This window comes from Bradyrhizobium sp. AUGA SZCCT0182, from assembly GCF_018130185.1.
In the GTDB taxonomy this organism is placed as follows: Bacteria; Pseudomonadota; Alphaproteobacteria; order Rhizobiales; family Xanthobacteraceae; genus Bradyrhizobium.
This window is the reverse complement of the sequence record NZ_JAFCLY010000007.1, coordinates 116,059-137,952: the sequence shown is the minus strand read 5'-3', so window position 1 is coordinate 137,952 and position 21,894 is coordinate 116,059. Positions and strand designations below refer to the sequence as shown.

General features: G+C 61.5%; 17 protein-coding genes. 2 read left to right on the top strand and 15 right to left on the bottom strand.

Annotated features, from left to right (window positions below):
* Positions 1–175: 175 nt before the first annotated feature.
* Together JQ611_RS10595 and JQ611_RS10590 are read left to right on the top strand one after the other, a co-directional pair.
* Positions 176–2,074: an adenylate/guanylate cyclase domain-containing protein gene (locus tag JQ611_RS10595; protein ID WP_212465399.1), complete on the top strand. Its 1,899-nt coding sequence runs from the start codon at positions 176–178 to the stop codon at positions 2,072–2,074.
* Positions 2,071–3,363 carry an ABC transporter substrate-binding protein gene (locus JQ611_RS10590; protein WP_212465398.1) on the top strand — a complete coding sequence of 431 codons (1,293 nt, stop codon included), beginning with the start codon at positions 2,071–2,073 and terminating at the stop codon, positions 3,361–3,363. Before JQ611_RS10595 ends, JQ611_RS10590 begins: the two co-directional genes overlap by 4 nt.
* Positions 3,364–3,389: 26 nt before the next feature.
* Here the strand turns inward: JQ611_RS10590 and JQ611_RS10585 are convergent, their stop codons facing one another.
* The 15 genes from JQ611_RS10585 to ccoO form a co-directional block, all read right to left on the bottom strand.
* Positions 3,390–3,872, bottom strand: a complete 483-nt coding sequence (locus JQ611_RS10585) for a dCMP deaminase family protein (protein ID WP_283813386.1) — start codon at positions 3,870–3,872, stop codon at positions 3,390–3,392.
* Positions 3,873–4,061: 189 nt separating this feature from the next.
* Positions 4,062–4,976 (bottom strand): PaaI family thioesterase, encoded by a 915-nt coding sequence (locus JQ611_RS10580; RefSeq protein WP_212262883.1) that lies wholly within the window; start codon positions 4,974–4,976, stop codon positions 4,062–4,064.
* 42 nt (positions 4,977–5,018) lie between these two features.
* Entirely contained in the window at positions 5,019–6,494 is a 1,476-nt protein-coding gene (locus JQ611_RS10575; protein ID WP_212465397.1) for an amidase, read from the bottom strand.
* Positions 6,495–6,521: 27 nt separating this feature from the next.
* Complete coding sequence (locus JQ611_RS10570; RefSeq protein WP_212465396.1) at positions 6,522–9,662, bottom strand: efflux RND transporter permease subunit; 3,141 nt, start codon at positions 9,660–9,662, stop codon at positions 6,522–6,524.
* A 78-nt stretch (positions 9,663–9,740) separates the two neighbouring features.
* A complete protein-coding gene (locus JQ611_RS10565; protein ID WP_212465395.1) occupies positions 9,741–10,934 on the bottom strand; it encodes an efflux RND transporter periplasmic adaptor subunit in 1,194 nt (397 codons plus the stop codon).
* 121 nt (positions 10,935–11,055) lie between these two features.
* Complete coding sequence (locus JQ611_RS10560) at positions 11,056–12,039, bottom strand: tripartite tricarboxylate transporter substrate binding protein (RefSeq protein WP_212465394.1); 984 nt, start codon at positions 12,037–12,039, stop codon at positions 11,056–11,058.
* Positions 12,040–12,520: 481 nt separating this feature from the next.
* A complete protein-coding gene (locus JQ611_RS10555) occupies positions 12,521–13,255 on the bottom strand; it encodes a hypothetical protein (RefSeq protein ID WP_212465393.1) in 735 nt (244 codons plus the stop codon).
* A 1,566-nt stretch (positions 13,256–14,821) separates the two neighbouring features.
* Entirely contained in the window at positions 14,822–16,516 is a 1,695-nt protein-coding gene (locus JQ611_RS10550) for a GMC oxidoreductase (protein WP_212465392.1), read from the bottom strand.
* 104 nt (positions 16,517–16,620) lie between these two features.
* Positions 16,621–16,782: a cbb3-type cytochrome oxidase assembly protein CcoS gene (gene ccoS, locus JQ611_RS10545; protein WP_212465391.1), complete on the bottom strand. Its 162-nt coding sequence runs from the start codon at positions 16,780–16,782 to the stop codon at positions 16,621–16,623.
* Positions 16,779–19,058, bottom strand: a complete 2,280-nt coding sequence (locus tag JQ611_RS10540) for a cation-translocating P-type ATPase (RefSeq protein WP_212465390.1) — start codon at positions 19,056–19,058, stop codon at positions 16,779–16,781. Before JQ611_RS10540 ends, ccoS begins: the two co-directional genes overlap by 4 nt.
* 22 nt (positions 19,059–19,080) lie before the next feature.
* Positions 19,081–19,872 carry a DUF2189 domain-containing protein gene (locus JQ611_RS10535; RefSeq protein ID WP_212390332.1) on the bottom strand — a complete coding sequence of 264 codons (792 nt, stop codon included), beginning with the start codon at positions 19,870–19,872 and terminating at the stop codon, positions 19,081–19,083.
* Between the two features lie 19 nt (positions 19,873–19,891).
* Positions 19,892–20,110: a hypothetical protein gene (locus tag JQ611_RS10530; protein ID WP_212269801.1), complete on the bottom strand. Its 219-nt coding sequence runs from the start codon at positions 20,108–20,110 to the stop codon at positions 19,892–19,894.
* On the bottom strand, positions 20,107–20,988 hold the full coding sequence (ccoP, locus tag JQ611_RS10525; RefSeq protein WP_212465389.1) for a cytochrome-c oxidase, cbb3-type subunit III: 882 nt from the start codon (positions 20,986–20,988) through the stop codon (positions 20,107–20,109). Before ccoP ends, JQ611_RS10530 begins: the two co-directional genes overlap by 4 nt.
* Positions 20,979–21,158 carry a cbb3-type cytochrome oxidase subunit 3 gene (locus tag JQ611_RS10520; RefSeq protein ID WP_409363322.1) on the bottom strand — a complete coding sequence of 60 codons (180 nt, stop codon included), beginning with the start codon at positions 21,156–21,158 and terminating at the stop codon, positions 20,979–20,981. The genes ccoP and JQ611_RS10520 overlap by 10 nt, the downstream gene beginning before the upstream one ends.
* Before the next feature lie 2 nt (positions 21,159–21,160).
* Positions 21,161–21,892, bottom strand: coding sequence for a cytochrome-c oxidase, cbb3-type subunit II (gene ccoO, locus JQ611_RS10515; RefSeq protein WP_212269798.1), 732 nt, complete (start codon positions 21,890–21,892; stop codon positions 21,161–21,163).
* Positions 21,893–21,894 lie beyond the last annotated feature (2 nt).

The window sequence follows — 21,894 nt, the reverse complement described above, 5'->3', positions numbered from 1 at the left end:
TTTGGGGTAGACTGCCGCGCAATAGACCCATGCAATAGACAACAGCGTTGCCATGGATGATGATGCCACACGCAAGGTGGCGACAGGCGCCGGTTGCATCGGCCATGTGCGAAAGCCTTTTGCGCCGCAACGCTTGCTGGGTACGATCCGCGGTGGCCTGGGAGTCGGAACGCAGATGTTCACATTCCGGACCTCCATCACGTTTGTGGTCATGGCGTTTATCGTCGCGTTGACCGCGCTGCTGATCGCCATTCAGCTCCGGTCGCTGCGCTTCGCCACCCACGAAGCCGCGTCTGCCTACATGGACGCAACCAGCACCAAAGTGCTTGGACGTCTTCGAGGCGAGCTGTCCGCGATTTCATCGCTGGTCAATGTGCTGGCTACCAGTTCAAGCGTGGCCGACTCCGATGAACGAAGCGAGACCGGCCGCGCCATTCCGCTGTTCAAGGCCGCGCTGCAGGAATTGCCGCAGATGGACAGCATCTATGCCGGCTTCGAGAACGGCGCCTGGCTGCAGGTGCGGCGCATCAGCGACCTTACCGAAGAGCAGCGCGAACGCCTGCGCGCGCCCTCCAACGCAGACATCGCAATCAGTCTCATTCGTCCGACCGCTGGAGGTCAACTGCCGCTGCGGCGGATCTTCCAGGACAAGCAAGGCAACGAGATCGATGAAATCGATCTGTGGAAATACGGCTACGACACCCGTAAACGTTCCTGGTACTGGGCGACGATGCAGGCGGACCGGCCGTATGTTTCAGAACCCTATCTCTCGTTCAGTATTGGCGCCCCGGTCATCACCGTCAGCGCGCCACTGCGCGGCAAGGTGCCGGGCGTGATCGCCGCCGATCTCAAGCTCGATACGTTCAGCGAATTCGTCCAGGCGCAGCGGGCGGGACAGCACGGCACGGTGATGATCTTCGACCAGGCGGGATCGATCATCGCCCACCCCCAGTTTTCAGATCTGGTGACGAGCGCGATGACGCACCCGGCCCGATCGTCATTGCCCAGCATCGACGAGATCAACAAGGGAATCGTGGCCTCGGTGATACGCGGTGCGTACAACAAGGACAATTACGAAGGAAACATCGAGGACGAAACAGGGAAAGGCTTTCTCTTCAGGGTGACGAAGTTCGCGCTCGGCGAACGCTACAGCGGCAACATATTGCTGCTGGCGGCCCAGGATGACTTCGTCCAGAACGTCCGCGAGCTCCAGTTCAATGGGTTGGTTCTCGCGATCCTGGTCGGCGCGGGCTTCATTCCGGTCGTCTGGATGTTCGGCAGCCAGATGTCCCGGGCCATCCAGCGCATTACCGCGCAGGCGCGCCAATTGCAGACACTGGCTGAACCCGAACTCGTGCCGGTGACGTCCTACATCAGGGAGATCCACGCGCTGGGCAGCAACATGAATCTCGCGCAGCGGGCGATATGGTCGTTCGCGCATTTCGTTCCCAAGGAGATCGTTCGCGGGTTGATCGATAATTCCATCTCAACCGAACTCGGCGGCGTAAAGCAGGACATCACGCTGGTGTTTACCGACGTCCAGGGGTTTACCACCATTGCGGAGTCGGCCGATCCTGACGTCCTGATGCGGCAGACGTCGCGGTACTTCTCCGTGATGACAGAGGCGTTCCTCGCCGAAGGGGGCACGGTCGACAAGTTCATCGGCGACGCCGTGATGGTGTTCTGGAATGCACCCAATCCGCAACCCGACCATGTGGCGCGCGCTTGCCGGGCGGTGCTGGCAGCCAGGGCTGCCGGTGAACGCCTTAACGCCGAATTCGAGGCCGGCGGATTGCAGCCGTTCATTACAAGGTTCGGCATTCATGTCGGCGAGGCCGTGGTCGGCAATGTCGGATCGACCGAGCGCATGAATTACACGGCACTGGGCAACACCGTTAATCTGGCGGCCCGTCTCGAGGGTCTGAACAAGCAAACCGGGACGACGGTCCTGGTCAGTGAGGATGTGTTCCGGCGGGTTGGGGATCTCTTCAAGTTCAGGGCTCTTGATGCCGTGGTTGCCAAGGGCATGACCAGGGAAACCCGCATTTTTGAACTGCTGGGAGCATCGACATGAAGCGGACGCCGATCCCTTGCAGGATATTGTCGACGCTGCTCACGCTCTGGCTGGGCTTCACTGCGTCGGCTGTTCACGCCGCCGAAGACACGATCAAGGTCGGCATTCTGCACTCGCTGTCCGGCACCATGGCAATCAGCGAGTCCGTCCTGAAGGACACCGTGCTGATGCTCATTGCGGACCAGAACAAGAAGGGAGGGCTGCTCGGAAAGAAACTGGAGCCTGTTGTCGCCGACCCCCAATCGGACTGGGATGCCTTTGCGGAAAAAGCCGGCGAGTTGCTGACCAGGGACAAGGTCGCGGTGGTATTCGGCGGCTGGACCTCTCTTGCGCGAAAGGCGGCTCTTCCCATCTTCGAGCAGATGAACGGGCTGCTTTACTATCCCATTCAATACGAAGGTGAAGAGAGCTCCCGTAACATCTTTTATCTGGGCGCAGCACCGAACCAGCAGGCCATTCCCGCTGTTCGGTACCTGATGAGCAAGGAAGGCGGCGACGTTCGCCGATGGGTTCTGCTCGGGACCGATTATCTTTATCCGCGCAAGACCAACCAGATTTTGAGCGCCTATCTTGCGGCCGAGGGCGTGTCTCTGGAGGACATTACGACGATCTATGGAGCGCCGACCCAGTCCGACTGGCGGGAGATCGTCGAACGCGTGAAGTCGTTCGCCGCATCAGAAAAAAAGACCGCGGTGATCTCGACCGTCACCGGGGACTCAAACGTTCATTTGTACGCCGAGTTGGTCAAGCAACAGATCGACGTCAGCAAAATGCCGTTCATGGCGCTCTCCGTCAGCGAACGTGAGCTGCGCAGCGTGGACCTCGGCAAGTTCGCCGGGCACATGGCGGCGCGGAACTACTTCCAGTCCGTCAAGTCGGCGGAAAATGACGCGTTCATCAAGATGTGGGCGGATTTCAACGAGCAGCGGGACAAGACCACAAACGATGCGATGGAGGCGACCTTGATCGGCTTTCGGATGTGGGCGCAGGCCGTCAGCCAGGCCGGCACCGCCGACGTCAGCGCGGTCCGGCAAGCGATGTACGGCCAGCGCGTAAGGGCGCCGAGCGGTTTTGAGGTTGTGATGAACACCAATCATCTTCTCTCCAAGCCGGCCATGATCGGCAAGCTCGAGGCTTCCGGAAGCTATGACGTGGTCTGGCGGTCAATCAGCCCGATCAAGGCGTCGGTCTGGAGCAGATATCTTCCCGACAGCGCCAGACGGATTGCGGATTGGACCTTTCCCTGGGTTTGCGGCGGGTGCACCGAGCCGACCTACAAGGATTGGTGACGCGCCACACGATTGAGGCGGGAGCCTCACTCTTCGGTGGCGTCGGGTAGTTCGGCGAGCCGGGGAATCAACCGAACTTCGATGTTGGCTTCGTTCAGCATCTGGCCGGAGATGGAGAAATCCTCGGCCCAGTTCGAGTTGGGCCGGTCGGGTGCGTAGGCGACGAGCGCCGTGATGCCGCATTGGATGATGGCCTTGGTGCACTCGACGCAGGGAAACCAGGGAACGTAGATGGTGCAGCCCTTGAGCGCGACGCCAATGCGGGCCGCATTGAAGATCGCATTCTGTTCGGCGTGGCAGCTCCAGATATATTTGGCGCCGGTGATGCGCGAATGACGCTCCTCGAGATCATCGCGAACACCGCGCGGCAGCCCGTTGAAGCCGGTCGAGCGGATTTCATGATCCGGCCCGACGATCACGGCGCCGACGCGCCGCCCTTTCTCGATACTCCAGGTGGCCAGATGATGCGCCAGGAGCATAAATCGCTCATCCCATTTTGGATCCAGCAATACCGTTCCCTCAAAAATCAGTGCGCTCTATGCGCCAATGTTCCACCATCAACCATGGCGAGACAACAGCGAGAGCATCAACATCCCGTTAATGCCCGTGTGGCCGCGGTCAGCACCTGACAGATTTAAGCCCGGCGGTAGCCGCTTGTCGATGACTGCTTGGATCGTAAGCTTAACGCCTGGATACGCCTATTCCTCGTCCGCGCCCGGCGCCTGCCTCAGCATGAAATGCCCGAACGCCGAGGCGATCGGTTTGGTCCGGTCGTCCTGCCAGGCCTGCGCCTCGAAGGCGACGACGCGCCGGCCCTGCTTGACGATCGAGACGTTGGCGTAGCTGTCCAGCGCGCGGCCGGAGCGCAAATAATTGATCGTCAGTCCGATCGGCTTCGGCAGCGACACGCCGAGTTCGCGCGTCACGCCGACGATGGCGGTGGTTTCGAGGAAGGCGCCGGTCATGCCGCCATGGATCGCGGGCAGGATCGGGTTGCCGATGATCTTCTGTGAGAACGGCATCACCAGCGTGCCGTCCTCGCTGACGCGGATGCCGAGGCAGCGCGCGAACGGGCTTTGGGCGAACGGGCCGGTCGGATCTTCCGGCGCTTCAAGCGTCGGCAGCGCGAGATCCTCCCTCGATCGGCCCTTGAGCATGTTGGTGCGGTTGGCGCCGACCATGAAGCAGGCCGTTGCGGTGGCGACCGGATCGTCCTCGGTCTCCTGATAGGCCGTTGCGCGCACGAAGGCGATCGAGCGGGTGACGCGGTAGCAGATCGCATGCGCCCGGATGTCGAGGCCGGGCGTTGCCGGCTTCAAATAGTCGATGCGCAGATCGAGGGTTGCGATCGCGCGCGTCCCGTCGAGCGCGAGCTGGACCGCCATGCCGCAGCTCTCGTCGAGCATCGCGGTGACAACGCCGCCATGGAGCACGCCGGTCCCGGTGTCGCCGACGAAGACGGGGCGGTAGGGCAGGCTCGACCAGGCCTCGCCGGGGGCAGCGCGGTCGAGCTGAAGTCCGCTGATGTGCCCATAGACGGAGCGGTGGCTCTTGATGGCGTCAGCCAGCTCGTCAAACGGCAGCGGCGTGTCGACTTTTGATGCTTCGGACATACGGACGTTCTAGACCATATTGATCGATGAGCCAAAGACGGCTCAGCCGTTCGTCGCATGCACCCCGGGCTTCCGTCCCGAGTTCCATTGGCCGCCAAGCGCCCGCTCGATCTGCGCCGCCAGCTGCAGCAGCAGCCCGTCATTGGCCTGCCTGGCCTGGGCCTGAATGCCGAGCGGCAGGCCATGCTCATGTTGCGCCATCGGCAGCGAGATTGCGGGAATCCCGCACAGATTGGCGAGCGGCGTGAACGCGAAGTTGCGCCACAGATTGCCGAACCAGTCCAGCACCGACGGATTGTCGGAGATGGTCAGATATTCCGTGGTGCCGACCTTCGGCGTCGGCAGCGCGGTGATCGGCGTCAGGATGATGTCCCACTCCTCGAAGAATGCGCCGAAGCCGCGCGAGGTCGTGTTGAAGACCGCCTGCATGCGCGCCCGCTCGGCGAAGGTCGTGTGCCGGCCGGCTTCCCAGATCCGGATGTTGACCGGTTCGATCAGATCCGCCGGCGGCTTTTCGAGCCCGCGGGCGGCGAGCATGTTGCTGATGACCACCGCAAAATTGCTGATGTAGCAGGTGGTCTGGGCTTCAAAGGCGGCGGGGTAGTCGATCGCCGGCAACGCGTAATCGACGTGATGGCCGAGGCCTTCGAGGAATTGTCCGGCTTTTTTAAGCTCCGACGCGATCTGCGGTGTCGCCTGGTAGTCGCCCCATTGGTGCGAGAGCGCGATTTTGAGTCGCCCCGGATCGCGCTTGATCATGTCCTGATAGGGCTCCGGCGCCGTCCAGAACGGCATCAATTCGCCGGGCGCGGGACCGCGGCAGGCATCGACGAAGGCGGCGGTATCGCGCACCGTGCGCGACTGGCAGCCCTGGATCGACACCAGCCCCGATAAATCGGAAAGGTGCGGCGCCAGCGAGAACACGCCGCGTGAAACCTTCAGACCGATGTTGCCGTTGACGCCGGCCGGGATGCGGATCGAACCGCCGCCGTCGGTGGCATGCGCGATCGGCACCGCGCCCGCCGCGACCATCGCGGCGCTGCCGGCCGACGATCCGCAGGTGGTGTAGTCGGTATTCCAGGGGTTGCGCGTGACGTAGACGGCGGGATTGTCCGCCGAACTGCAAACGCCGAACTCCGGCGTCGTGGTCCGTCCGATCAAATTGAGTCCGGCCTGGCGCATCTTCGATGTCAGGAACGTATCTGATGTGGCGCGATTGCCGCGCATCAGCAGCGATCCCATTTCCTGCAGGCGCCCCTGCATGGTCGGGCCGAGATCCTTCATCAGGAAGGGCAGGCCGGCGAAGGGTCCCGCGAGATTGGCGCCGGCCTTGGCGGGATCGTCGATCGCGTCTTCAAACAATTCGACCACGGCAGACAGCGCCGGATCGACTTTTGCGATGGCTGCGGCTGCCTGGCTTGCCAATTCCTGTGCCGTCAGTTCGCCCTTCCGCACGCGCTCCGCCAACGCCACGCCGTCGTGCTGCGCCCATTCGTTCCAGTTCATCGGCAAAGTCATGCGGTCTATTTCCTTACGCGCGGCGTCTTAATGGGGCGCCGCTTCATGCGCCAACCCGGTTTCCTGTATCGTCGGCATCCACAGCCTTGCCAGCACCGGAATCACCAGCAGGCTGCAGATCGGGGACAGCAGCATTCCGCCGACGATGACGCAAGCCAGCGGCTGCTGAACCTGCGAACCGATCCCGGTCGAGAACGCCGCCGGGACCAGGCCGATAGAGGCCGACAGCCCGGTCATGAAGATCTGCCGCATCCTTGTTTCGGCGGCGCTGATGATCGCGTCCTCCGTTCCCATGCCTTCATCGATTTCGCGCCGGATGTAGGACATCAACAGAATGCCATCCATCGCGGAGACGCCGAACAGCGAGATGAATCCGACCGCGGCCGAGACGCTGAAATTCAGGCCGCCGATGTAAAGTCCCAAAATGCCGCCGGCCACCGCAAAGGGGATGCCCGACAGCGCCAGCAGACTGTCGCGAATCGAATTGAACAGGCTGTACAGCAGCATCAGGATCAACAGCAGGCTCAATGGCACGATCAGCGCCAGCCGCTTCTTGGCATCGACCAGCGCGCCGTATTCGCCGGACCATTCCATCGAGTAGCCCTGCGGAAGCGGTACTTTCTTTCCGACACGGTCCTGCGCCTCGACCACGGTCGAGCCGAGATCGCGGTCGCGAACGCTGTATTTCAGCGGGATGAAGCGCTGGCTGTTCTCGCGGTAGATATAGGCTGCACCGCTGACGAGCTTGACCTCGCCGAGATCCCCTAACCGGATATAGGCGGTTGGCGTCTTCGGATCCGAGTTCGGCAGCGCCACCGGGATCGCGCGGATGGCATCGACGTCCCTGCGGAATTCGGGCGCCAGACGCACCGTCAGCGCGAAGATCATCTCGCCTTCATAGACCTTGGAAACTTCCTGGCCGCCGATCGCGGCCTGGACCACGGCATTGATGTCGCTGATCGAGAAGCCGTAGCGCGCGGCCTTGGCGCGATCGATCTGGACGACCAGATTGGGCTGGCCGAGCAGATTGAAACTGGCGGGATCGGCGACGCCGCGCACGCCAGAGAGTTCGGTCTTCACCGATTTGGACAGCCGCTCCAGCTCATTGAGGTCCTTGCCGAAGATCTTGATCGAGTTCTCGCCCTTCACGCCGGAGACGGCTTCCTCGATATTGTCCTGGATGTACTGCGAGAAGTTGAAATCGATGCCGACGAATTCGCGGTTGAGCTTCTCGCTCATCTGCTTGACCATCTGTTCCTTGGTCAGCCCCGCCGGCCAGGTGTCGGCCGGCTTGAGCGGAACAAAGAACTCCGCGAGGAACGATCCATCAGGGTCGGTGCCTTCCTCGCCGCGGCCCTGTTCGGAAAACACGGTCTGGACCGGCGGATAGCTCGATATGATGGCGCGGATCTTGGTCACCGTTTCCATCCCCGCTTCGAGCGTGATGGTCGGCGGCATCACGGCGCGGATCCAGAGATTGCCTTCTTCCAGCTTGGGCAGGAATTCGGTGCCTAATCGGAAACTCAAGCTGAGGCACAGCGCGAGAAACACCGCGGCGATGACAGCTGATCGGCGATAGTTGCGGACCGCGGGCACCAGAATGGCCTGGTAAACGGTGCGTATATGACGGACCACGAAGGTTTCGACTTCCCTTACGTGGGCCGGCAGCAGGATCGAGGCCAGTACCGGCGTCACGGTGAAGGTGGCAATGACGGCGCCGAGCAGCGCATACGCATAGGTGCGCGCCATCGGCCCGAAGATCTGGCCTTCGACGCCCTGCATCGTGAACAGCGGCAGGAAGGCCGCGATCGTGATGATCACCGAAAAGAAGATCGCCTTGTCGACCTCGATGGCGCCGGTCAGGATCCGGTGCAGCTTGTCGCTGAGTCGCGCCCGCCGATCCGGGGCCACCCCCGGCGTGTGGTGGGCGATATGGCGGAAGATGTTCTCCACCATGATCACGGTGCCGTCGACGATGATGCCGAGGTCGATGGCGCCGACCGACAACAAATTGGCGGACTCGCCCCGCATCACCGTGATCATGACAGCCAGGAACAGCGCCACCGGAATGTTCGCCGCGACGATGACAGCGCAACGCAGATCTCCGAGAAACACCCACTGGATGAGGAAGATCAGCGCGATCCCGAACAAGAGATTATGCAGCACGGTCTGCACCGTGATCGCAACGAGATCGCCGCGGTCATAGAACGGCACGATCTTGACGCCTGACGGCAGCGATCCGTCGGTGTTGATCCGCTCCACCGCCGCGCGCACGCGCTTGACCACGTCCATGGTGCGTTCGAGCTTCTGCATCAGCACGATGCCGGTCACGACGTCGGTCTTGTCGTCGCGGCCGGCGAGACCGAGCCGGGGCGCGAACCCGATCTGGACCTTGGCGACGTCGGATACCAGCACCGGGACGCCGCCCTGCTGGGTCAGCACGATATTGCCGATGTCGTCCATCGACGAGATGACGCCGATGCTGCGGACATTGACCGACTGTTCGCCGATCGAGATGGTGCGGCCGCCGACATTGGAATTGCTGCCCGAGATCGCGGTCATGATCTGCGGCAGCGTCAGCCCGTAGGCCATCATGCGGTCGAGGTTGATCTCGGCCTGGAATTCCTTGGTCTTTCCGCCGAGCACGGCGACGTCGGCGACCCCGGGCACGATGCGCAGCTTGCGTTCGACCACCCAGTCCTGCAGCGCCTTGAGCTTCATCACGTCCATGCCCGGCGGGCCGACCAGCTCGTAGCGGAAGATCTCGCTGATGCCGCCGGCAGGCGAGATCACCGGCAGCACGCCGGCCGGCAGCACCGCATCCTTCAGCCGGTTGAGGGTCTGCTGGCGCACGAAATGATAGTCGCGGCCGTATTCGAACTGCAGGCGGACGAAACCGAGCCCGTAGACGGTATTGGAGCGAATGAACTTCAGCCCCGGCGTAGAGGCGACCGCGATCTCGATCGGGATCGTGATGTAGCGCTCGACTTCCTCCGGCGACTGGCCCGCCTGCTGGGCGATGATCTCGACGATCGGCGGCGCCGGGTCGGGATAGGCCTCGATGTTCAGCATCAGGAAAGTGACGTAGCCGAGACCGAGAAAGGCCGCGAACGCGACCATCACCAGCAGCCGCCGCGACAGGCAAAACGCAATCAGACTACGCAGCATCCGTGGCCCCGGACTCTTTATTTGACGCGTTTTCTTGACGCGAACCGGTATCCACTTCGCTTGAAAACGCTATCAGAATCATTGACGCCACTCGTTGTCGACGAAGATCGCGCCGCGCGCGAGGACTTTTTCTCCGGCCTCGAGGCCGCTGCGAATTTGCGTCAGGCCGTCCTGCTGGATTCCGATCTCGACCGGACGACGCTTGAACAGCAGCGGTTCGGTCTCGACCCAGACGGTGGCCGTGTCGCCCTCGCGGATCACAGCGTCGGTCGGCACCGCAGGATTCCTCGATGTTTCGCCGATGCTGATCCTGAACATCGCGAACATCTCGGATTTGAGCGCATGATCCGCATTCTCGATCTCGGACCGGACCACGACCCGGCGCGTCGTCAGGTCCGACGTCGAGTTGATGGCGTTGATGCGGGCCTTGAACACCCGGTTCGGCACGGCGGAAACCCTGGCCTCGATCTCCTGGCCGATCCGCACCTGCGCGATATCCTGCTCGAAGATCTGGGCCTTCAGCCACACCGTCGAGAGGTCGGCGATCGTGTACAGGGCCTCGCCGGAATCGGCTTTGACATATTGCCCCGGCCCGACCTTGCGCGAGACGACGGTACCATCGATCGGCGCGGTGATCGTGGTCACGCGGCTCAGCATGCCATCCTGCTCGAGCTTGGAAATTTCCGCATCGGTACGGCCCAAAATCCGCAGGCGGACGCGGGCGGCTTCGAACGCCGTGTCCGCCGATCGCAGGTCGTGTTCGGCGGCGGCAAGCTGCGCCTCGGCCTGCTGCAGGTCCTTGGACGGCGCAGCCTTGCCTTCATGGAGATCGCGAACGCGCTTTTCGAGGATCTGCGCCAGATTGTGCTGGGAGCCTGCCTTGCGTCTGGCGGCCTGGGCGGCGATGAAGTCGTTCTGCGGGACCAGTTGCTCGGGGCTATCGATTTCCAGCAGCGGATCGCCCTGTTTGACCCGATCGCCGAGCTTGGCAACCAGACGGATAACGCGGCCGGAGAACGGCGTCAGGACGATCGTGGAGGCATCTTCATTATATCCGATCTGGCCGATCGCCGATCTTTGCGGGCGAAACGCAAACGTCTCAACCTTCGCGACCTCCAGCTGATGCATTTGATCAGGGACGACCCGGACAAAGTCCGCCCCCTTCATGGTGCCTTCGGCCACGGCGGCCGATGTCATCCCGGGCAACGTCATCAACGACACGCCGAACAGGGCAATCAGCCAGGGAAAATGCGTTTTCGCCGTAATTGACATGCCCCAGAGGATACCCAGCCGCGCAACCCAAAACAAAGAAATTCGCGCGGACCAAAGCATGCCGCTCGGGCCGCAGCTAGGGGCGGGGAGCTTCAAACCACTGGAATATCCGCGTCCCGCCTCAATTGCCGAGCGTGATGTTGGCTTCCTGGATGATCCCTGCGAATTTGTCCGATTCCGAACGGACGAAGGCGCGCAGCTCGGCATCGGTCATGCTGCGGGACACGATGCCCTGGATCGCCAGTTTCTCCTTGATGTCGGCCCGCTGCATGATCTGCGGCATCACCTCGGCGAGACGGGCGAGGATCGGCGGTGACGAGCTGGCGGGTGCGAACATCGCAAACCAGTTGAGGAGTTCGTAGCCGGCCAGTCCCGGAGCGTCGCTGAGCGGCGCGACATCGGGCAGTTGCGGCATGCGCTCGCGCGAGGTGACGGCGACCGCGCGGATCTTGCCGGCCTGGATCAGCGGCAGCGCGGCGGCAAGACTGGAGAAGCTCATGGTGACGGCGCCGACCGCGACGTCGGTTACCGCCGGCGCGGAGCCGCGATAGGGCACGTGCTGAACATCGGTGCCGGCCATCTTGTTCATCAGCTCGCCGGCCAGATGCTGGGGATTTCCGACGCCCGAGGACGAATAGCTCAGTTTGCCCTTGTTGGCCTTGGCGAAAGCGATCAGGTCCGCCGGCGTCCGCACCGGCGACGCGTCGGCCACGACGACCACACAGGGCACTATCCCGACGAGCGCGATCGGCGCCAGCTCGGTCTCGGGCTGATAGGTCATTTTCTCCTTGTAGAGATGTTTGTTGACCGCGATCTCGCCCGAAGCCGCCATCAGCAGCGTGTGGCCGTCATTGCCCGCCTTGGCGACGGCCTGGGCCGCGATCATGGCGGCCGCGCCGGCGCGGTTCTCGACGATCACGGGCTGCCCCAACACCTCCCGCATCGGATCGGCGACGAGCCGTGCCACAAGATCGACGCCGCCGCCGGCCGGATAGCCGACGAGAATGCGCATGGTGTGATCGGGATAGGTCGATTGCGCCAGTGCGGATCGGGCGCCGGTGAGTGTGGCCGCGCCGGCCGCGATGAAGAAGCGCCGTGAGATCATGGTCGCGTCTCCCAATGGGTCGCTCTTGTTAGAGCGTAGGGCGGTTTAGCGACAGTGTAATCCGCCGTCCGAACCGAAGACAAAATGGCGGCACGCCTCCGGTTAACTAATCCACCCCACGGTCCTTAACTCCATTTCGATGTAAGCAATTCCGCTCTCAAACCCCTCTGTCTCCACGCTAAGGGTAGTGCTTATGGCCTTCCATCTCTTGTCGCGTTAGGACAATGGCGCGGCGCTCAAATCCTTTGTTTGGCATGCCTTGAAAGTTGCCAAACGTTCTTTTCCATCATTTGCAATCTTCTTCAATATCTCAACCAGGAGTACAGTCCAATTTTGAGGGTTGAGAATCGTGTCCGATTATCCTGCAAGCCAAAAACTCTGGCGCCATATGTCGTCTTCCCGGTCCATGTGGATGCTACAGCGCAAACTCCTCTGGATTGCGCGGTCGGATACTCTTAACGACCCATAAAATGCATTTCAGCTACGAGCGCATTTCAGATTCGACCTTTGAAGCAAATAGACGCATTGAAGCAAACAGCGTTTCATCATCGAACGCTTTCGCGGAAACCGCCATCGCGGTGATTGCTCGATAGTAAACATTGCGGGCATCGCGCTTGTGTGACGGATATCTATGGTGCTTCCAGGTGCCACTGACGTCGAACCCTTCTGGAAAGTACATGTCCATAATGTGCGGAGAGGCGGCGTGAACATACCCCGAATATGCTTTGGATATAGTTCTGCCTACATCTTTCGCTCTTTCTAGCTCCGCGCCAGACAATGAGCTGCCGTGTACGTAGGCGCGAATTTTGTCGCGCTTAACCATTCCTCGGCTCAAACGTGAGCCGACAACATCATTCTGGTCCGAAAATTCTTCTGCATAAAAATACCGAAGGTACTCCATATGGCGGTCCGTGATATCGCTATTGATTACAGCAAGGGCCAGAAACCAAATATCCTCTTCTATCTCGTCGAGGCCCCGCTGCATAATTCCTTGTTCCTGAAACAAGCCGCGTTCGAGGAGCGCTTCGACCGAATGCAAACCGCTAATCAATCGCGCTAGCTTTTGCACAATTGCCTGGCGTATTGATTGCTCCGCATACCGAAAGCGACCGTCGCGACCTCGCACGGGTTGCGGAACTTTCGTTTCGATTTGGCGAAACGCGTTCTCCAACGCCTGCAAAATAGGCCCGAAAAAGTAGGTCTTGGGCTGGGACAACGACAGTTCTCCTAGGGTCGAGGGACAAACTTGCGCAATGAAAAAATGGAATGATACTAACGAGCCGGCTTAATGATTTTGTCTCGCTTCTCCGCGCCGCGCCCACGTCATCCGTAACGGCCGCTGCAGCGCCTCTGCTGCTTCCCACGGCGTACGCATCCAGACATCGCGCTCCTCGCCGGTCGTGAGCACGTAGAGCGAATTAGACAGCGTAATTCGCTGTCCGGTCGAAGACAAAGTGACGGATTATGCCTGCGGCTAATCCCCTGCGGCCTGCAATGAAGAGGCCGCCAACTGAGGCGGCCTCTCTCTAACCATTGCTACTGTTGGAACGGAGCACCTTTACAGACAACGATTGTATCAGCCTCCTGCACTTTCCACTTTCCAGCTTCGCAGGTGTAGCGCAGGCGCTCTCCGTTACAGATCTGTGCGCCGGTTGAATAAATTCTATTCGCAAAGATACATGCATCCTTAGGAGCAGTTGGCGTTTGTTGTGCGCTCGCCTGCGCGATGCACCCTGCCGAAACAATCAAAACTGCAAACAACCTTCTCATTATCGCCCCCATTCAAGCGTGGAAGAATTCCACTCGCTTAGGTTAGGAGAATATGGTTGTACAATCAAATGATCCACAGCCAAATTCGGCTGCTCGTAAATCAAATTAGGCCATCAGCGACCAAGTACCAAGCGGCCTAAGAGAACGTACCGTGATCTTCGCCAATTCGGGTACGCGGAATTTGCATCCGATCGCTGTGGCGTTGGTTTGGGGGTTACCATGGCAAACAAGAGTAGCTGCTGTGACGGCTCGCATCAATCTGGCAAGTATGCCTGAGTGTGAACCACCAGCTTCTCCTGACGGAAGCGGCAAGTATCTGCTGATATTCAGCGCGTAGGGCGGATTAGCGACAGCGTAATCCGCCGTCCGAACCGAAGACAGAGGGGCGCATTACACCTTCCGCCTTCGCTCCTGGGCTCGGGCGGACAAGTCCGCTGACCAGCCCCCATTGGCCCGCTTCGGCCGCCTTCCAAATAGTTTCCGATTTACGGAAATTATGCTTGACAGCTTCGCCAAATCAGAATATATCGGTTTCGTCTCATCCCTCTACGAGGGGCGTATCGCGATCGTCACGGACGTGGGATGGGCTGCGGTGGACGCCGATGTTGCGCTTGACGGGCGCAGCAGGGGCGTACGGCGAAAGCGTGTGGTCCTGGCGCCCGTAACGGCGTCAAGTCTTGCGGAGCGATCTGCGAGGCGACGGTGGCAATAGAGGCCGTCTCACCGGGGAGAGCGCGCCATAAGCCGTAAAGCCATTGCGCAGGGGATGTCGGATGTTCTCCGCTGCCCTGTATGCTCATGTGCAGTGTTCTTTGCACTATTCGCACATGAGACCGCGGGTGCAGCGCGCATCCGGCATTCCCTGCTCCCTTGTTTTGGGAGAAACGGCATCAGCCACTCGGGCGCATCGCGTCGCGAGATCGCGAAATCGTATCTGGAACTTGGGCGACGTCATTGCGACCCGTAGGCTCGCAATGACACCCTGGCTGTTTGAAAACTAAATCCGAGTGATCTACTGCATCGAGGCCGCAATCTTCTCCGCCGACATCAGGACCGGGAAGTTCGTGTTGGCGCAGGGCACGACGGGGAAGATCGATGCGTCGACCACGCGCAGGCCCTGCACACCCTTGACGCGACCCTGGCTATCGACGACTGACATCGGGTCCTCCGGCCGGCCCATGCGGCACGAGCAGGAGGCGTGCCACACGCCGATGGTTCCCTTGCGCACGAAGCTCTCCAGCGCCTCGTCGTCGTTGATCACGTCGTCGAACGAAAATCCTTCGACCACGAAATTGTCGATCATGTAATGGCGCAGCGCCGCCGGGCCGTCCATCAGGGTGGCGGCGATTTTGGTGAGGATCCTGTTCTTGTTGTTGACCACGCCGATCTTGCGCACGCGGTCGGTATAGGAGGCCGGAAACGGCTTGTCGGTGACCGCCTTGACGGCGTCGCTCATTTGCACCGCCGCCATCTTGCGGAAACCGCTCATCAGCCGATCGAGGTCGCGCCGGTCGGACAACAGGTTGAACTCGACGATCGGTTCAGCCGCAGGATCACGCGAGGCGAGCTTGACCTGTCCGGTTTCGGAATAGGTCTTGTTGACGAACGTCAGGGCCGAGCCGATTTGCTCGCCGACCGCATGCCAGGCCGATTTACTGAGCACCACGACGAACATGTCGCCCTTGGGCACGCCGGGCAGTCCGGACGAATAACGCAAGCCGACCTGCATGTGACGCCTTGTATGCCCGTTCATGCGCGCGCCGCGGCGGACAAAAGAGGACAGCGAAATCGAGGGATGATCCATCAGGCGCTGGCCGACACCTTCAAGCCCCATCAGGACGGGAATGCCCATGTCCTTGAGGTGACCGACCGGGCCGATGCCGGCGCGCAGCAGATGCGCCGGCGAATGGATGGCGCCGCTGCAGAGAATGATCTCGCGGCCGCGGAATTCCTGCTCCTTGCCGTCGACGACGGCCTTCACGCCGACGCACTGCGTGCCCTCGAACAGCAATTCCCTGACCTGCGTGTTGGTGGAGATCGTGAGATTGGCGCGCTTGCGCGTTTCGCGGTCGAGATAGCCCATCGCGGCCGAGACGCGTTGCTCGGCCTGATTGGAATGCGTCACGGGGAAATAGCCGTCGACGAACTCGCCGTTCTGGTCCGGCAGGAATTGATGGCCGGCCTGCTGGAAGGCGTCAGCGAAAGCCTGCGAATGCTTCGTCCAGTGCTCCCTGGGGATTCGTCGGACCGGGATACGGCCATCCTTGCCATGGAACGGCCCGTCGAAATCAAGGTCGCGCTCGACCTTTTTGAAGTAGGGCAGCACGTCCTTCCAGCTCCAGCCGGTGGCACCCCGCGCTTCCCATTCATCGTAGTCGGTCGGCGCGCCGCGGTTGGCCATCTGGCCGTTGATCGAGGAGCCGCCGCCCAGCACCCGCGCCTGCTCGTATTTGCGCAAGGGCGGACGTCCCTCGTTGGGATTGTTATGGCTGACGATCTGCGTCGTGACCTTGAGTTCGGTCCAGTGGAAGCGCGGATCGAAATAGGCGGTGCCCGGATAGCTGTCCCTGATCTCGGCCGGCTCGTTGCCGGGCGGCGTGTCCTGGCCGGCCTCGCACAGCAGGACCTTGTTGGCGCTTTTGGCCGACAGCCTGTGCGCCATGACCGAACCAGCCGAACCGCCGCCTACAATGATCGTGTCATACACTTTGGCATTTCCTCTTGTTGTTGATCTTGTTGTTGCCGGGAGGCTAGCGCAGCTCTGCGTCCGGGTCACGCCCGGCTGTCGCCGCCGTCCACGAGAGCGAATCGTCACGGATGTTCGGACGGGCGATCGGTCTCGTCATGCAAAATCCGCTCGGCGGCCCCCTCGAGATCGTCGTACTGCCCGTTTCTGAGCGACCACATGAAGGCCGCCAGTGCGGTCAGGCCGATCCCGAGCGCGATCGGTATCAGATAGAAATAATCCTTCATTCGGCCGCCTCCATCATGGCCTTGGCCGAAAGTTGTGCATCCGCACCAGCGCGTGGCGCGATCTTTCGCGCCCTCCTGAGGCGTAGCGCGTTGGCGACCACCAGCATCGACGATGCAGACATCGCCACGGCTGCGACCAGCGGCGTCACATAGCCCATGATGGCGACGGGGACCGCGACCAGATTATAGGCGATCGCCAGGGCGAAGTTTTGCCGAACGAGCCGCCTGGAATTGCGTGCGACGGAAATAGCCTGAGGCACGGCGGACAGGCTCTCGCGCAAGAACACCAGATCGGCTGCGTTACGTCCGATATCCGCCGCGGTAGCCGGCGCCATCGAGGCATGCGCGGCCACCAGCGCCGGCGTATCGTTCAAGCCGTCGCCGACCATGAGAACCTTCCGGCCCGAGGCTTCAAGCGCTGCGATGTGCGCGATCTTTCCGGCGGGCATTACCGAAGCGAAGCAGGGAACATCGAGTTGTCGGGCCATTGGCGCTACCGCGGCTTCACGATCGCCGGAAACCACCTGGACCAGAATGCCGGCGTGCTTCAGTTCGGTCACCGCCGTCGATGCATCCGCGCGCAAAAAATCCTCGAAACGAAACTCGGCCAGGCGGTTTCCGTCTTTGGAAAGCACGACGGACTCATCACCTGGCATCCGCCCGGCGTTGTCCGGGCTCGCAACTGCCCATTCCGGCCGGCCGAGCCGGTAAGTGATAATGCCGGAGCGCGCCTCAAGACCGAATCCGGGGTGCTCGGAGACTTCATCGAATACGATGCGAGACGGCGGAAGATCGGCGGCGGCTTCGAGCAGCGCGCGCGAATAGGGGTGGCGGGAGTGACTGGCCAGTGCAGCCGCAATCCCGATTGCCTGCCGGTCCATGCCATCAGATCCGAGCAGGCGAGGACGGCCCAGCGTCAGCGTTCCGGTCTTGTCAAACACGACCGTGTCGATTTCGGCAAGGCGCTCAAGGGCGCCGCCGTCCTTCACCATAATGCCGCTCTCGAACAGCCGCCGGGCCGCGACGACCTGCACCATGGGTACCGCGAGGCCAAGCGCGCAAGGACAGGTAATGATCAGAACCGCAATGGCGATCGTCAGCGCGCGGTGGATATCGCCGGTTGCGAGGAGCCAGCCGGCAAGCGCGAACAGCGCCGTGAGATGGACGATCGGCGCATACAGACTGGCGGCACGGTCGGCGATGCGGCGATAGGCCGAGCGACCCTGTTCGGCGGCCTCCATCATCCGCACCATCTCGCCCAGGAAGGAATTGTCCGGCGTCGCCGTCGCGACGATGGTCAGCGGCCCTGTCAGGTTCAAGGTGCCCGCGCGCAGCAGGGATCCAATTTTCGCCGGCTCCGGTGTCTGCTCTCCGGAGACCAGCGAAGCATCCAGTTTGGACGTTCCCTTGGTAACGGTTGCGTCGACCGGCACACGTTCGCCTGCCGCCAGCATGATGGTCATGCCGGTCTGGATTTCGTTCACCGGAAGATAGACCTGCTTGCCGTCCGCTTGCAGCACCCGCGCGCCACGTGCCGCGAGTTGCGCCAGTCCCTTCACGGCCAGCCGGGCCCGTTCGCGCATCATGTGATCGAGCGTGCGCCCGATCAGCAGGAAGAACAGCAGCGAGATTGACGCATCGAAATAGGCGTGCGGCCCATGCTGCGTGGTGTCGTAAAGGCTCATGCCGAAGGCGAGCAGCACACCGATGGAGATCGGTACATCCATATTGGTGCGCCGATGCCGCAGAGCCTGCCATGCGGAACGGAAAAATATCCGGCCGGAATATGCCAGCGCGGGTAGCGCGATGATGGCCGACAGCCAGTGAAACAGGTCGCGTGTCTCGGACTCAGCGCCCGACCAGACCGAGACGGAAAGCAACATGATGTTGCTGGCAGCGAATCCCGCGACCGCCAGCGCGCGGATCAATTCCGACAGCTCACCGTTCCCGTCATCCGACTCGATGTCGAACAAATGGGCTTCAAAACCGGCCTGCTTGAGCGTTTCGAGGAAAGGCGGCGGAGTGCTTTCGGAGTGCCATCTGACGGTCACGCGCCTGGTCGAGAGGTTGACGCGGGCGCTTTCCACGCCGGCAAGCCCGCCGAGTGCCTTTTCGATGGTCCGGATGCATACCCCGCAATGCACCGTGGGCACCGACAGATCAGTCTGGCGCACGCCATCGGCCACGATGCGGCTCGCGAGCAGGACTTCCTCGCCGGTCCCGGCCGCATCCCGAGCAAGCAATGCCGATTCGGCTCCCGGTGCGCAGCAACCCATCGCAGGAACTCCAACCGTCTCGTTATGCTAGGGACCGCATCGTTCGATAGGCGTGCCAGCTTCCGTGTCCCAGCACCGGGAAAACGACGATCATTCCCAACAGGCCGGTGACGATGCCGACAAAAATCAACGCAAGCATGATCGCCGCCCAGGTCAGCATGACCGGAAGATTGTTCCAGACCAGCGCCATGCTGGTGCCCATGGCGGTCAGCGCATCGGTGCGCTCGCTCAGCAGCATCGGAATCGAGAAGGCGCTGATGGCGAATGCGAAGGCCGCAAACAGGCCGCCCACCGCGCCGCCGACCACCAGCATCGCCCAACCGATCTCCGTCGTGAACAGCATCGGGATGATATGGTCGAGGCCGGGAAAAGGACGCAGGCCGAAAAACAGCGCATAAAGGATGACCGCCGCGCGCATCCACAATAGCGTCAGCCCAAGAAGCAGCACGCCTGCGAACAGAATCTGACCGCCTGAATCCGGCCTGACGAAGATCATGTTCCACAGGCTGACGGGCCTGCCTTCCTCGATGCGCCGGCTCTTTTCGTAAAGTCCGATTCCAATGATCGGCCCAGCCACCATGAAGCCGGCAAACGCAGGAAGCAGGATATAGTCGAGGCGCAGGGCAAACAGGCCGACGACGGTGACGACCGACACCAGAAATACCAGCACCCCGTAACTGATGCTGGCCGCCGGATTGATCTTGAAATCGCGCCAGCCGGCCGAGAGCCAGCCCAAAGCGGCTGCGGGGGCGACGTTGCGCTTCCAGGTTTGCGCTTGCGGCAGCGGCGGAACAACGTCCGGGATCGAAATCATCGCCGATCTCCCTGCATTCTCACCGCGGTGTGCATGACGACTTTGCCGCGCTGAATTTTCCGTCCCCAGGGCTGCCTTCGCCCTGGCGGACATGCGCAACGCACTCCGGTTGCGATGTGACCGCCATATAGACCAGGTGCGAGTTGGCGATCAGCACCAATAGCAGCCCGGCACCGACCGCGGCCCAAACAACGGCCTTTGTCCTGAACTGCGCCGTCGCTGCGCCGCTGTCGCTCATCGCTGCTCCCGACGAAGATCGAACAGGTAAAGCGTGAGAATCTTGCGGTCGAGCGGCGAAAGTCTTCCCTCCCAGCCTGGCATCTGGCCTTGCCGGCCGCTCCACACCGTCGTGTAGATCGATTCCGCGTCGCCACCGTAGATCCAGAGCCGATCGGTCAGATCAGGTCCACCGAGATCAGCCTTGCCCTTGGCGTCGTCGCCGTGGCAGGCGACGCAATTGGCGGCGAAGACGGCCTTGCCGGCGTCGATCTTCGCCGCGGGCACGTCCTTTGCGACAGCCGGATCGGAAAGACTGCGCACATAGTTCACGACGTTTTCGACTTGGTCCTTTTTGAGCATCTGATCGCGCCCGAACGCCATCATTTGCGACGTCCTGGTCTGCGGATGTGTCGAATTGATACCGACGCGGATGGTTTCGGAAATGCTTTCGGGATCGCCGCCCCAAAGCCATGACGCCGTCGTCAGGTTCGGAAATCCGTGGCCGCCCCGTGCGTTCGATCCGTGGCACGGCGCGCAATTGTCACCGAACAGCGTCCGGCCGGTCTGCCGCACCCGTTCCATCAATTGTGGATCGGCCTGGATCTCCTTGAAGCTTTCAGCCTCGACGCGCCTGGTCCAGACGCCGCGTTCGAGAGCGGCCTGCTTCACGCTCTCCGTGACGACGTTGCGCTGGTCAATGCCGAGCAGGCCCTTGGTGTAGGTTACACCGAGCGGCCACGCCGGCATCAGCATCCAGTAGCCGACGGCGAACAACGCCGTCACGATCAAAAAGAAATAGACCGGTCGCGGCACCGGCGTGTTCAATTCCTTGATGCCGTTCCACTCATGACCGGTGGTCATGTAGCCGGTGTATGGATCGCGTTCTTCTACCGCCATGGCTGATCCCTGTGCGGCTTGTCCTCATGGTCGAGGATCGATTGCGCGGCCTCGTCGAAATGCTTTTTGTTCGACGGCCAGAACGCATAGACCAGCACGCCGATCGAGAGCGCGATCAGATAGAACAGGCCGAACGACTTCGAGAACCAAACCACAAAATCATTGTCCATGATCAACCTCCCGCCGCGGCGACCGGCTTATGCGCAGCATCGGTCAGCTTGCCGAGAATCTGCAGATAGGCGACCAGGGCATCGAGTTCGGTAAGATTGCCCGGTTTGCCGTCGAAGGCCCTTACATTCGTCGCCGCGCCATATCGCTTGGTGACCCCTTCCGCGTAAGGCGTATCGGGCGCCGCCTGACCGTAGGCATCCAACCTCGCATTGGCGATCATCTCGTCGGTATAGGGGACGCCGACCTTGCGCAGTGCCGCCAGGTGCGCGCCGAGGTCATCGCTCCGCAGTTCTGTGCGCCCGAGCCATGAATAATGCGGCATTACTGATTGAGGAACCACGTCGCGCGGGTTGTTGAGATGCCGCACGTGCCATTCGTCCGAATATTTGTTGCCCATGCGCGCCAGGTCGGGACCGGTCCGCTTCGATCCCCAGAGCATCGGGTGATCATATTTGGATTCGACGGCGAGCGAATACGGGCCGTAGCGCTCAACCTCGTCGCGCAAGGTCCGGATCATCTGGGAATGGCAGGCATAACAGCCTTCGCGGATGTAGATGTTGCGGCCTGCGATTTCGAGCGGGGTGTAGACCCGCATGTTCGGCGCGTCCTCGACGGTCTGATGGATCGTGAACAGCGGAATGATCTCGACCGCGCCGCCGATGCTGGCCGCAACGATGATGGCGAGCAGAAAGCCGATGGTCTTGCGCTCAAGCCGGTAATGCAGGTTGAACATGT